Below are 12,200 nucleotides of genomic sequence, written 5' to 3' on the forward strand. Positions count from 1 at the left end.
AATTGATCCCCGGATTCAGCAACGCCGATTATTGAGGAATCAACCTCAATTTTGCAACATTATTAATTTGCTGTTTCCATAGCATTGGGTGATATTCAATCTTACGCCAGGGATCAACCAGATCCGTGTAATGTCTATGGAAAGCATGACCTGATTGTCCAGGAGTATGAACAGCGAGGGAGTTTTCCAGATTCCCCAAATCTACTATCATCCGCATAGAAGGAATATCAGTTACTGCAAAAGAAGATTGGTCTGCCTTCCAGCGGTTAGCATTTAGGGTTTCCCCATTCCCCGCAGTTATAAAAGCACCACGATTAAATAAAGCTTCAATCGGTGCAACTCCAGATTTGCCTAAAGTTGCATTGCGAAAAGTAATAGTGTGCAGCTTACCCCAATGCCAATTTTTTGGGTCTTTACTTTGTAGGTGTTCTAATTCATCTACTGCTTCGATGAAAGCTTGTTGTAGAATTTGATCCCGGTTTTCAACTTTTGGAGTGTTGCGATGATCCCACCAAATGCTATTGGGTTGTTTAACAATATTTTGGATTACAGCATACCAGCGATCGCCTCCGTCAGGAAAGTATTCTTGCGGCAACTGATCGTGGAAGGTATCTGCTAGCAAGTGCTGCCAAAATGTTTCAAACAAAGCAGCAGCAGGTGATGTCATTTCTAGTTGTAAATCCCAATCCAGCAGTAATTTTCGTGCTGCTTCCTGACGGGGTGTATTTAAAGAGATTGCTGGCAATAGTGGGATTAATGTTTGTGCATTCAGGGTTTGATTGTCGCCTTGCATCTGTTGTATATAAGCAACAGAAATAGGTTGAGTTTGCTGTTCTAGCATTTCAACAATACGCTTGGCACGGTAGCCATAAACCCAATCAGTAGTAATTAAGTAAGGATATTCACGAGCAACTAAATTATTAGCGGTAGCAATATAACCTTGAGATGGATTAAAACTTGTAGGTAACTGCTCAAAGTCTATATAACCTTGCCACTCGTAAGCATCTGTCCAACCAGGAACGGGATAGCGTCCTTGCCCCTTAGCCCGGATCGGAAATTTTCCAGGCATAAGGTAGCCAATATTACCTAAAATGTCAGCATAAACTAAGTTTTGCGAAGCAATATCAAAGTTGCTGGCAGCCGCCCGGAACTCTTGCCAATTTTGGGCGCGATTCATTTGGAGAATTGCATATACCAGTTTTGAAGGTTCTAAGGCTGTCCAGCGTAAAGCAACAGCATAGTTTTGTGGTACTTCTACTTGTTGATTTTGGTTAAACTGCTTGAGATTGGGTGAAACATCCGAGAGAATTGGTCCGTGTCGAGTGTAGCGAATTGTTTGGGTAATCGGCTGGCTGTCGGCAACTTTTAGTGTCTCGTTAACAAGTTGCATATCTACCCATTGTCCATTTACTTCGTACTGATTGGGGTTATTAGGATTAATTTTTTCGATGTATAAATCCATGACATCCGCTTGTGCATTAGTGACACCCCAAGCAATGCGATCGCTATGACCAACAATCACCCCTATCATCCCCGCAAAAGAAAAGCCAGTGACGTTATAGGGACATTCGGTATTTTTTGGGGTGCAATGCAGACCAATCTCATACCAAATGGAAGGCAGCTGCACAGCTAAGTGAGGATCATTCGCCAGAATTGGTTTACCTGTAGCTGTGCGTTGACCTGAGATCACCCAACTATTTGAGCCGACATTAACTCCGGTTTTACCAATGAGTTTTTCTAAAGCGGTGATTGGTTTGGTAATTGATTTGAGAGAAGCTATAGCTTCAGTTGGAAAGGTGGGGATCTGGGTTGATAAATTTAAGTTGTTTTTTGTATCTACTGAAGACTGAGGCAAAATTACAGGTAAATCTTGAGGATAGGGTGGAAAAAGTTCTTCTACTTGAAATGGTGTGAGGGTTTTGAGCAAGATAGTACGTTCAATTTCTCTTTGGAAATTTCTGCCCAAGTCGTAAGCCATCACCTTACCCCAAGTGAGGGAGTGTAGGGGTTGCCAAGGTTCTGGTTTGTATCCAGGATTAAGCAACTTTAGTACAGCATATTCTAGACTTAATGCACTGCCTTGATGCTTTGCCAGATAAGCATTAACACCATCAGCATAAGCTTGTAAGTTGGACTTTATCTGTGCATCCATTTGTTGGATTTCTTGTTTAGCGATCCCCGCCCAATTCATTGTTCGCAGATATCGATCAGTTTCCACTTGAGAAGAACCAAACATTTCTGCTAGTCGCCCAGAACCAATGTGTCGCCAGAAATCCATTTGCCAGAAACGATCTTGGGCGTGAATATAACCTTGCGCCATGAACAAATCATGGGAATTGTCAGCCCAAATGTGAGGAATACCCCATTTATCGCGCTGGACTGTGACTTCAGCCTGAATTTTGGGTAATGCGATCGCCCCACTTTCTACAGGAAAGGAACGCCGTACACTATAAATAATAAATCCTACCAGCGATAGCCCCACTATTAGCAGCACAACTAAAGTAACTTTCAGTCCCTTTCGCAACCAACGTTTTTTAGGGCTTTTCATCGGTGGGTGTCGTGAATTAATCACGCGACATTATACAGTTTTTGGGGCATGGAAAAGAGGCAGTGTTTCGACTACGCTCAACAACCGGGGCAGGGTGCGGGGTGCAGAGGTGAGTTAATAAAATGCCTTGAATTTAAAGATGTGTACCTGATCTTTCTCCTTTCCCCCCTAGTCCCTAGTCCCTATATTTTGGATCAGATTTACTGATTTTACAGTTGTGGCGAAAATAACTGTCCAATACAAGGGTTAGATGGGATGATAAGATAACTTAAAAAAAGGAGAACAATTATTATTTTTCCCCATTGTCTTCTTGTTGGAGGATAGCATCACAATATTTGAGTAGAGTTGTCAAGCGATCGCCTATGGTTTGAAGTCTGGCTTGGGCAGTAGCTGGCTGCCGCGCTCCTTGGAAAAACATCACGTCTATTTCCAATAGGCGCAGTTGCTTACTCATCTCCGTGCGGTAAGACTGCTCTTTTGAGTCTGCATCAGCCAAAGGTACAATTTGTTGTCTAAAAAATTGCTGTAAAGAAGCTAAATGCTGCTTCAGTTGGACTGCATCTAGCTCGGTAGTAATAGCATCAGAGCGTAATTTTTCTAGCAATGTTGCTAGTCCCTGATATTTTTCATGTTTTAGAGACATCCAGTGCTAGTTAAGATAGTATTAATGTCAAGAAAATTTTCTTCTACAATAGACTTTACTCAGTTTCTCATTCAAATTACAAGCCTCAAGTCATGCTTTGAGGCTTTGTTTGCCATAAATGGATTTTCAGTATTATGATTCCTTAATCCCGGAATGGATGATTAATCAGTAACTGATAACTGATAACTAATCACTTTTCAAACCTATCCACCGATCCCCCTGTAGTCTTAATTGTATGAGCAGCATAGCTATAAGTTCCTCGACTGATCTTGCCATTCCGGAATGGTTAAAAAAGTGTTTGAAGGAGTCATCGGCAAATAGCAGCGTCACAGAAGAAGACCGAAGGCATAATGATCTGGCCTTGATTGGTCGAGCATTTGAATTTGCTTACCAACTACATCAAGGTCAATACCGCAAATCAGGAGAACTGTACATTAGTCATCCCGTTGCTGTGGCTGGATTGCTGCGTGACTTGGGAGGTAGTCCTGCCATGATAGCAGCTGGATTTCTTCATGATGTAGTTGAAGATACAGAAGTTACAAGCGAAGAAATAGAAGAGCGTTTTGGCCCAGAAGTGCGGCTGTTGGTAGAAGGTGTCACCAAACTTTCTAAAATTAACTTCAATAGCAAAACCGAAAGCCAAGCCGAAAATTTCCGGCGGATGTTTTTGGCAATGGCGCAAGATATCCGAGTAATTGTGGTGAAACTGGCAGACCGTTTGCATAATATGCGAACTTTACAGTACATGTCAGAAAGTAGTCGCCGCCGTAGCGCTCAAGAAACGCGAGATATCTTTGCTCCCCTAGCTAATCGCTTGGGGATCTGGCGGATTAAATGGGAACTGGAAGATTTGGCGTTTAAATATCTCGAACCAGAAGCTTTCCGCGAAATTCAGCACCATGTTTCCGAAAAACGGACAGCGCGGGAAGAAAAATTGACCAAAGCTACAAAGATTTTGCAGGAGCGTTTGCGGCAAGCTGGGATTCATTGCCAAGATATTAGCGGCCGTCCCAAGCATCTTTATAGCATTTACCAAAAAATGCAGCGGCAGCAAAAAGAATTTAATGAAATTTATGATTTGGCAGCTTTGCGGATTATTGTCCAGACCAATGAGGAATGCTATCGGGCTTTGGCAATAGTTCACGATGCTTTTCGTCCAATTCCTGGTAGATTTAAAGACTACATTGGATTGCCCAAACCTAACCGTTACCAATCGTTGCATACTGGTGTGATTGGGTTGACAGGTCGTCCATTGGAGATACAAATTCGGACGATAGAGATGCATCATATTGCCGAGTATGGAATTGCAGCTCATTGGAAGTACAAAGAAACAGGTGGTTCTAATAGCCAATTAACAACGACAGATGAGAAGTTTACTTGGTTGCGTCAGCTCCTAGAATGGCAAAGTGATCTCAAAGACGCACAAGAATACCTTGATAGCGTCAAAGACAATCTATTTGAAGATGATGTTTATGTCTTCACCCCTAAGGGGGATGTTGTACCGTTAAGTCCTGGTGCTACTACCGTAGATTTTGCTTATCGGATTCATACAGAAGTTGGAAATCATTGTACTGGGGCGCGAGTCAATGGGCGGATGGTATCTCTATCTACGCGGCTGCAAAATGGCGACATTGTGGAGATTATGACCCAAAAGACCGGCCATCCGAGTTTGGATTGGTTGAACTTTGTCAGAACATCGGCAGCAAAATATCGGATTAAACAATGGTACAAGCGATCGCGCCGCGAAGAAAATGTTGCCCGTGGTCGAGAATTGTTAGAAAAAGAACTGGGTAAAACAGGTTTTGAAAGCTTATTGAAGTCAGAAGCCATGCAAACCGTCACTGAAAAGTGTAATTATCACAGCGTGGAAGATTTACTCGCTGGTTTGGGTTACGGAGAAGTAACACTGAACTTAGTATTAAATCGTTGGCGAGAAGTAGCAAAAGGACAACAACCTGCTACCACTGCTATCCCATTTCTGCCCAAAGATTCAATTACAGCTAAAGCCTTACGAGAAGCTCCTCCGGTGACCTCCCGCGCGACTGATTCGCCAATTGTGGGAGTGGAAGGATTAGTTTATCATATCGTTGGCTGTTGTAGCCCGATTCCCGGCGAACCAATTATTGGCGTAGTTACCAGAGGCAGAGGAATTTCAATTCATCGCCAAGGCTGTCATAATTTAGAGAATGTGGAATATGAGCGCTTAGTACCAGTGAGTTGGAACTCAACCATCGAAAATAGCGGTCGTCCTCACACTTACCCAGTGGATGTTCAAATCGAAGCCCTTGATCGTGTGGGAGTATTAAAAGATATTTTATCACGGTTAAGTGACCAAGGGATCAATGTGCGTCATGCTCAAGTGAAAACTGCTATTGGTCAACCAGCATTAATCGACTTAGGAATAGATATACGCGATCGCTCTCAATTGGAACAAGTGTTTATCCAAATTAAAAAAATGAGTGACATTCTCAATATCCGCCGCCTAGGTCAGATAGACGAGTAGTATAATAATTTTTGTATGACAACTACACTAAATTCTGTAATTAAACCAAGAACTGAAGATAGTTTTGCCATTACTTTTGCGCCATTATCTCTTGAAGAGATTTATGCCAAAGCTGACGACCCAGCCAATGGTGCAGTAGTAGTTATGAGCGGGATGGTTCGCAATCAAACCGATGGACAACCTGTAGTTGCTTTAGAATATCAAGCATACGAACCAATGGCATTGCGAGTATTTTATCAAATAGCTGCTGATATTCGCTCTTCTTGGTCTGATGTCAAACGGGTAGTAATTTATCACCGTACTGGGCGTTTGCAAGTTGGCGAAATTAGTGTTTTAGTAGCTGTTGGTTGTCCTCATCGCGGTGAAGCATTTGCAGCTTGTCAATACGCTATTGATACCCTCAAACACAATGCTCCTATTTGGAAAAAGGAATGGTATGACGGGCTAAATGGTCAGTTGTCTAGCACTTGGGTAAGTATTAATGCTTGTGAACAGTCAACCCCCTAGGGAATTAAAAATGTAAAATTAGTCTTGGAAAGTTGGGCGGGACGGAAACCGACACCGCCCACTTTCCGCAAAATGAAAAATTAACAGGACTTACGCACAGGTAACGGACTTGCGTGAAAATAAAATAATAGTAAACCGAGTTTCGACACTATCAACTCGCAGTTTCCTAACGGAAAATCTAACCGCAGAGAAGCCAGTGCGTTGGGCGGGTTCCCCGACTTGTAGCAACTGGCGCGACGCTGAGTACACAGAGAAATAGGAGTTTCAGAGAGTTATTTGCGTCCTATCTCTGCGAGTTCCGCCTTAGCGGTATGCGGTTCGTTTTTAAAGCGCATCTTGATACAGAATTGGTATTAGTTTCTGACTATTATATGCATCTTTATATTGAATAGCAGATATCGAATATTTTACAGGCGTACAAGTTTCCCGCAGCAGTCAACAAAGATTGGTGCATCGTCAAAACTTTGAATTGCCAATACAAGAAGACTTGGTTGAAGAATTAAGCGTCGATGGTGAGTCCAGCCACACGTGCGGCTATGCCGCCAAGTGGACTGGCGAACCCCGAAGGGGTGGAAACATTCGTGTTCGCACTACTGAAGGTGAAATATCCGCTTGGCTTGGCTATAAAGCAATTAGCTTACATCACAATGGAATGGTTGGAACGTCCTTTCAAGACAATCAGGTTGTAATTGATTGGGTTAATAACCAACCGCTGGCTAACACAGTTACTTGTGTTGGTGATGGACATGATGGAATTTGGAATATTGTTGACCAACTAGCCCCTGATGTACAGTGTCGAGAAGTACTTGATTGGTTCCATTTGATAGAAAACTTACATCAAGTTGGGGGTTCGCTAAAACGCTTGAAACAAGCACAAGCTCTACTATGGAAAGGCCAAGTTAACGCTACTATTGCCCTATTTACCAATTGTAAAGGTAAACAAGCTCAAAACTTTTGCCATTATCTGGATAAACATCGCAATCGCATTATTAACTACGAATATTATCAAGCTGAAGAAATTTGTTCGATTGGTTCTGGTTCAGTTGAATCTGCCGTTAAACAGGTTGACCGCCGAACGAAAATTTACCGGGCACAATGGAAACGAGAAAATGTGCCTCAAGTCCTCGCCCATCGCTGTGCCTACCTCAATGGATTATTGTCGGTTTGAGCCACTTCAAAAACTGAGATACTCCCCATATTAACAAGCTACTGTTAAACTAGAAACAGGGCTTGATGAATACCGCAGCAAAAACAAGCCGAAACTGTGGAACTGCATGATCTTAATATCCTAGTCAAATCAACAACAAATTAAAGTTAAATTATGCAACTTCGGCAACTATTTGATCAAGAATCAAGTACCTATACATATTTGCTTGTTGATAAAAATACCAAACAAGCTATTCTAATTGATTCTGTGGTTGAGCAAGTAGAACGCGACATAAAATTATTACAAGAATTAGGGTTATCTTTATGTTATTGCTTAGAGACTCACGTTCATGCTGACCACATTACAGGTACAGCCAAACTGCGAGAGTTAACAGGTTGCTTGGGTGTTGTTCCAGAAAAGGCACAGGTAAGTTGTGCAGACCGCTTAATTAAAGATGGCGAAATTTTGCAATTAGGAAGTATTAAGGTTGAAGCTATAGCTACTCCTGGACATACAAATAGCCATTTAACTTACAAAGTTAATGACAAAATATTTACTGGAGATGCATTATTTATTCGTGGTTGCGGGCGTACAGATTTTCAAGGTGGCGATGCAGGAACTTTGTACGATTCAGTAACACAACGGTTGTTTACCTTACCAGATGAAACTTTTGTATATCCGGCTCACGATTATCGGGGTCACACTGTATCAACAATTGGTGAAGAGAAACAGTGGAATCCACGTTTTGCTGGACATAGCCGAGAAGAATTTATTGAATTGATGGAAAACCTGAATTTACCAGATCCTAAAAAAATTATGGAAGCTGTTCCTGCAAATAAACGTTGTGGTAATGAAGCTAAAATCTTCTGAAGGTCAGTTTAGTAAAGAAGTAAAATATCTTAAAAAATAGAGTGATTTTGAGTTAGTGTTTGATGACAATTAGACAGAATTTGCTGGGAATATATTTCAATAATTTAATATATAGCAGGACTTACGCAAAAATAATATAACTCCGTCATTATGAGCGATAGCGAAGTAATCTACCCTAACGCTGGGATTGCTTCCCTACACTCCGTTCCGGTCGCAATGACAATATCGGCGTTGCGTAAGTCATATATAGTTTTAAATCATTCGTGAATAACAAGATCTCCGACTTCTTTAAGAAGTCAGGGATTTGGAATGTCTCGATTTTTAATTTGTTCAATACTGATACAAAAATAGCTAATAAAAGTTTTAGGTATTTAAAGCTGACATTAATATTGGCAATTTCCCCCTAGAAATTTATCAATAGATTGTTTTATAGTAAAAAAATTGATTCACTCAATTCCAGGGAACCAAGAATTAGGAACTGGGAAATTACCCAATCCCCAAACTCGACTCAAGCCTGCGTAAATCATGATGCCCCTAATTTAGATGCGATCGCGTGTCTTAATCTTTTGTAGGCATTGACAAACTCAATTCCCCCATTGGCTAGAGTACGGTAGTTATGACCCCCAGCATTACAGATTCAGCAGTAAAGGCAGCGATCGCCGCCATTGCCTCGGAGTCAGCTACGGTTGCAGAAAAAATCCAAATGCTGATCGAGATGGCACAAGGCTTTCAAAAAAAGCCCAAAACTGCCCAAGACTTGCGAAATGCAGTTTCTCTTTATTACCGGGCTGACGAATTGTGTGGTGAGGAGTATCCCCTACTGAAAGCCCGCGCCCAGATAGGTATGGCAGGAACGTTACAGACAATACCGGATGCGGGAACTCAACTGTTAATGCAAGCGAAAGCAGGTTATGAAGAAGCGTTGCCGATTTTACAAGAGTTGGCTTCACCAGAAGAAGTGGCAGAAGCGCAGATGAATTTCGGGCTAGCGTTGCAGTCCCTTGTACCGTTTAATTTGGCACGCATAACCGACAGCATCCAAGCTTATCACGAGGCTTTGCGGGTGTTTACCTGGGAGGATTATCCCCAAGAATACGCGATTTTATATAACAATATTGCGATCGCTTATCTTTCTATGCCAATGGCATCAGAACGGGAATACTTGCGTCAGGGGTTAGCTGTACAGTCTTTTGAAGTGGCGCTGAAGCATATTAACTTGATTGATCATCCTAGAGAATATGCGATGTTGCAAAACAATTTGGGTAATGCTTTGCAATATCTAGTGAGTTCTCATCCTGTAGAGAATAACTTGCGGGCGATCGCAGCTTATGATGAAGCGCTAAAAGTGCGTAACTCTAAAGATACACCCATAGAATATGCTAACACAATTTCTAACAAAGCTAATGCTTTATTCAACTTACCTGATGAGCTAGAAAAACCAGAAATTGGTAATCCTAAAAATCTCCTCAAAGCGTATAATTATTATCAACAAGCTTGGGAAATTTTTACTCAACACCAACAAATGGAACAAGCAGAAGTAATATCACAAGCAATACAAGATCTAGAAGCAGAAATGGGGATTAGTTAACAATAAAAACTCCAACAACAAAAATAAATAGGTAACTAGGGGAAGCCAGAATAATAATAACTAATACCATTTTAGTTTAAAGTTTATACATTTGGGCAAGCAGGGGAAGCAGGGGAAGCAGCACTTCGGCTACGCGGCAGTTGAATCTCGACTTCGCTCGATTGCCGCGTAGTCGAAACTCAGTGACCGGAGGCAGGGGGAGTAAGAAAAGTAATTTGTATCAGTAATTTCGTGAAATGGTATAACAACTGACAACTAACCCCCGTAACGTAAATCAATATTTTTTACAGCGTTTTTCAGATGAATAGACCACAGTGAGCAAACCAACCCCAAGCATTGTCGGATGAGATTCAATACTTTTTGGTTAAGGATTATAGCGGTTTTCTGATGAATGAAATACACCACTCTAGCCCCTAGCCTCTAGTTCCTAGCCTCTTTTATTTCTGGAGTGTATTCCATGCAACCGAGAAGCGCTATAATTCCTAATTCTCAATGATTAACAAGGAGATAAAAACAACATGAAGGATGTTTTGACCAGTCCTGCTATCAGTGATTTTCTCACAAACATGGCGACTGGTGACTTGAACCTAGTTACAGGATTATTGTGGTTAGTTCTAGCAACAGCTATGTCTATGATTGGCGGTGCAATTGGCGGCATGATATTGGCTGGTAAAGACATCGGTTATGCTTTTTCAGCAATGTTGGGAGCATTATTCGCTCCGGCTGGTGCAATTCCCGCCATACTTTTAGGATTAGCTGTACTAACCTTATTACAAAACTATTAGGAGTAATTATGTTGGAAATAGGATGGTTTTCCGCTAAGTTATTTTTTAAAGGAAAGCTACTACGTGACCCGATGTATTTTGTCCAGCAAACTGCTATTGGTATTACTGGAGGTTTGATTTTATTTGTATTATTAGCACAAGTAGAAATACCTTTTTATTTACCAATTATATTATCCAGTTTGGTAACGGGTATGATGATGCCATTTCTCCTTAAAGACTTCAAAATGAAGTAAGTCGTTAGTTGTTTATTATTCACTGTTGACTAATGACTAATCTGGAAGAATTAATTGAAGAAATCAACCGCTTTGAGGCAATTATATCTGATTGGGATGAAAGCCAGCGGTGTGTAGTGGTAGGACTCAAAAGAGTAATTGAAGCTTTGCATAAAGAAGCATTGGCTCGTTTGATTAAAAATCTCAAACAAGAATCAATGCCAGCTTTGCGTCATGCTGTTGAAGATGAAGTAATATATGCAGTACTGCTTTATCATGAATTAGTTAAACCACCAAAGCCACCTCTAACAGAACGTATTCAAACTGCCCTTGAAGAAGTTCGTCCAGGCTTACAAAGTCATAAGGGAGATGTAGAATTAATAGGAATTAAACTACCAGATACAGTAGAAGTAAAATTGATTGGAACTTGTAGCAGTTGTCCAGCTTCTACTTTAACTTTATCTCAAGGAGTAGAACAAGCAATTAAAAAATATTGTCCTGAGATTACTCAAGTAATTGCTGTTAACAAAAATCTTTCTATTGATAATGCTAATTCTGGTTTAGTCAGCCCCTTTTCTCCAACAGTAACTTCGACTTGGTTTAAAGTCGCAACTTTTAATCAAGTTCCTGAATCTAGTGTATTAGCAGTAAAAATTGCTGGTAAATCACTGCTTTTATATCGTCAAGGTGTAAATATTACCTGTTACCGTAATGCTTGCGCTCACTTAGGATCTCCTTTAGAAGCAGGGAAAGTTGAAAATGGTATTATCACTTGTCCTGCCCACGGATTTCAGTACAATTTAGAAACAGGTGAATGCTTAACTGCCCTTGATGTTTCGCTTCAGCCATATCAGCTACAAATTAAGGGCGATAAGATTTTTGTGAAATTATAAAAACTATTTGGTAGGTTTTAACCCGTCGTCGAAATCGCATTGACATCGCATTAGTACAGTAAAGTTGAGTTGAGATTCAGAAATTCTATGATTTTTTCTGGGCTGTATGATTGAGCCATTCAATTAAAGGTCTCAAAGTCCCTGGTAATGCTGTCTCACTTACAGTTACCGTATGCTGCTTACCGTTGTCTTCTATTGTCAATTTATACTGAAAGCGATCGCTCTGGGGATGAGAGGAAGTAATTTTTTCCGGTAACTGAAATAAATCGGCAGCTTCGACCAGCACAGGCAGTTCCTTAGCTTCTTTGGGCGGTAAAGTAGCCGTGTCAAGTGTTGTTTTCTTACTAATCCCAGCAAAACCGCCCGTGCGTTCAAACGAGATCCGCATTTTTGCTCTCCGTTATTGTCAAAAGGGGAGAAATAAAAAGACTGGGAGGTGAAAGTTTTCATCTCCCAGTTTAGCAACATTAGTAACTGATGACTGATAACTGGTAACTGATAACT

At 41.0% G+C, this 12,200-nt stretch carries 10 protein-coding genes and 1 pseudogene; 8 read left to right on the forward strand and 3 right to left on the reverse strand.

The window, feature by feature from the left end:
* Positions 1 to 28: 28 nt before the first annotated feature.
* A complete protein-coding gene (locus tag QI031_RS27230; RefSeq protein ID WP_281482693.1) occupies positions 29 to 2,548 on the reverse strand; it encodes a penicillin acylase family protein in 2,520 nt (839 codons plus the stop codon).
* 289 nt (positions 2,549 to 2,837) lie between these two features.
* The gene (gene patD / locus QI031_RS27235; protein WP_281482694.1) at positions 2,838 to 3,191 is read right to left on the reverse strand and encodes a heterocyst frequency control protein PatD; all 354 of its coding nucleotides are present in this window, start codon (positions 3,189 to 3,191) and stop codon (positions 2,838 to 2,840) included.
* A gap of 235 nt (positions 3,192 to 3,426) precedes the next feature.
* Between patD and QI031_RS27240 the strand changes: the two genes are divergently transcribed.
* The 8 genes and pseudogenes from QI031_RS27240 to QI031_RS27275 all read left to right on the forward strand — a co-directional run bounded on the left by QI031_RS27240 (position 3,427) and on the right by QI031_RS27275 (position 11,696).
* Positions 3,427 to 5,694 (forward strand): RelA/SpoT family protein, encoded by a 2,268-nt coding sequence (locus tag QI031_RS27240; RefSeq protein ID WP_281482695.1) that lies wholly within the window; start codon positions 3,427 to 3,429, stop codon positions 5,692 to 5,694.
* A gap of 15 nt (positions 5,695 to 5,709) precedes the next feature.
* Entirely contained in the window at positions 5,710 to 6,201 is a 492-nt protein-coding gene (locus QI031_RS27245; protein WP_281482696.1) for a molybdenum cofactor biosynthesis protein MoaE, read from the forward strand.
* Between the two features lie 391 nt (positions 6,202 to 6,592).
* Positions 6,593 to 7,369 (forward strand): annotated as a pseudogene (locus QI031_RS27250) (ISKra4 family transposase); the annotation flags it as partial.
* Between the two features lie 153 nt (positions 7,370 to 7,522).
* Entirely contained in the window at positions 7,523 to 8,218 is a 696-nt protein-coding gene (locus QI031_RS27255; protein ID WP_281482697.1) for an MBL fold metallo-hydrolase, read from the forward strand.
* A gap of 616 nt (positions 8,219 to 8,834) precedes the next feature.
* Positions 8,835 to 9,806, forward strand: coding sequence for a hypothetical protein (locus QI031_RS27260; RefSeq protein ID WP_281482698.1), 972 nt, complete (start codon positions 8,835 to 8,837; stop codon positions 9,804 to 9,806).
* Positions 9,807 to 10,324: 518 nt separating this feature from the next.
* Positions 10,325 to 10,591, forward strand: coding sequence for an asr0689 family protein (locus tag QI031_RS27265; protein WP_281482699.1), 267 nt, complete (start codon positions 10,325 to 10,327; stop codon positions 10,589 to 10,591).
* An 8-nt stretch (positions 10,592 to 10,599) separates the two neighbouring features.
* Positions 10,600 to 10,824, forward strand: coding sequence for a hypothetical protein (locus QI031_RS27270; protein ID WP_281482700.1), 225 nt, complete (start codon positions 10,600 to 10,602; stop codon positions 10,822 to 10,824).
* Between the two features lie 32 nt (positions 10,825 to 10,856).
* Positions 10,857 to 11,696, forward strand: coding sequence for a NifU family protein (locus tag QI031_RS27275; RefSeq protein WP_281482701.1), 840 nt, complete (start codon positions 10,857 to 10,859; stop codon positions 11,694 to 11,696).
* 85 nt (positions 11,697 to 11,781) lie between these two features.
* Here QI031_RS27275 and QI031_RS27280 read toward each other — a convergent pair whose 3' ends face one another.
* Complete coding sequence (locus QI031_RS27280; RefSeq protein ID WP_281482702.1) at positions 11,782 to 12,084, reverse strand: protealysin inhibitor emfourin; 303 nt, start codon at positions 12,082 to 12,084, stop codon at positions 11,782 to 11,784.
* Positions 12,085 to 12,200: the final 116 nt, after the last annotated feature.

The sequence above is a fragment of the Halotia branconii CENA392 genome (assembly GCF_029953635.1).
Classification (GTDB): domain Bacteria; phylum Cyanobacteriota; class Cyanobacteriia; order Cyanobacteriales; family Nostocaceae; genus Halotia; species Halotia branconii.

Excerpts from the sequence above, each read along its gene's own strand:
- QI031_RS27230 (WP_281482693.1), bottom strand. The coding sequence starts at position 2,548 with ATGAAAAGCCCTAAAAAACGTTGGTTGCGAAAGGGACTGAAAGTTACT.
- patD (WP_281482694.1), bottom strand. The coding sequence starts at position 3,191 with ATGTCTCTAAAACATGAAAAATATCAGGGACTAGCAACATTGCTAGAA.
- QI031_RS27240 (WP_281482695.1), top strand. The coding sequence starts at position 3,427 with ATGAGCAGCATAGCTATAAGTTCCTCGACTGATCTTGCCATTCCGGAA.
- QI031_RS27245 (WP_281482696.1), top strand. The coding sequence starts at position 5,710 with ATGACAACTACACTAAATTCTGTAATTAAACCAAGAACTGAAGATAGT.
- QI031_RS27255 (WP_281482697.1), top strand. The coding sequence starts at position 7,523 with ATGCAACTTCGGCAACTATTTGATCAAGAATCAAGTACCTATACATAT.
- QI031_RS27260 (WP_281482698.1), top strand. The coding sequence starts at position 8,835 with ATGACCCCCAGCATTACAGATTCAGCAGTAAAGGCAGCGATCGCCGCC.
- QI031_RS27265 (WP_281482699.1), top strand. The coding sequence starts at position 10,325 with ATGAAGGATGTTTTGACCAGTCCTGCTATCAGTGATTTTCTCACAAAC.
- QI031_RS27270 (WP_281482700.1), top strand. The coding sequence starts at position 10,600 with ATGTTGGAAATAGGATGGTTTTCCGCTAAGTTATTTTTTAAAGGAAAG.
- QI031_RS27275 (WP_281482701.1), top strand. The coding sequence starts at position 10,857 with ATGACTAATCTGGAAGAATTAATTGAAGAAATCAACCGCTTTGAGGCA.
- QI031_RS27280 (WP_281482702.1), bottom strand. The coding sequence starts at position 12,084 with ATGCGGATCTCGTTTGAACGCACGGGCGGTTTTGCTGGGATTAGTAAG.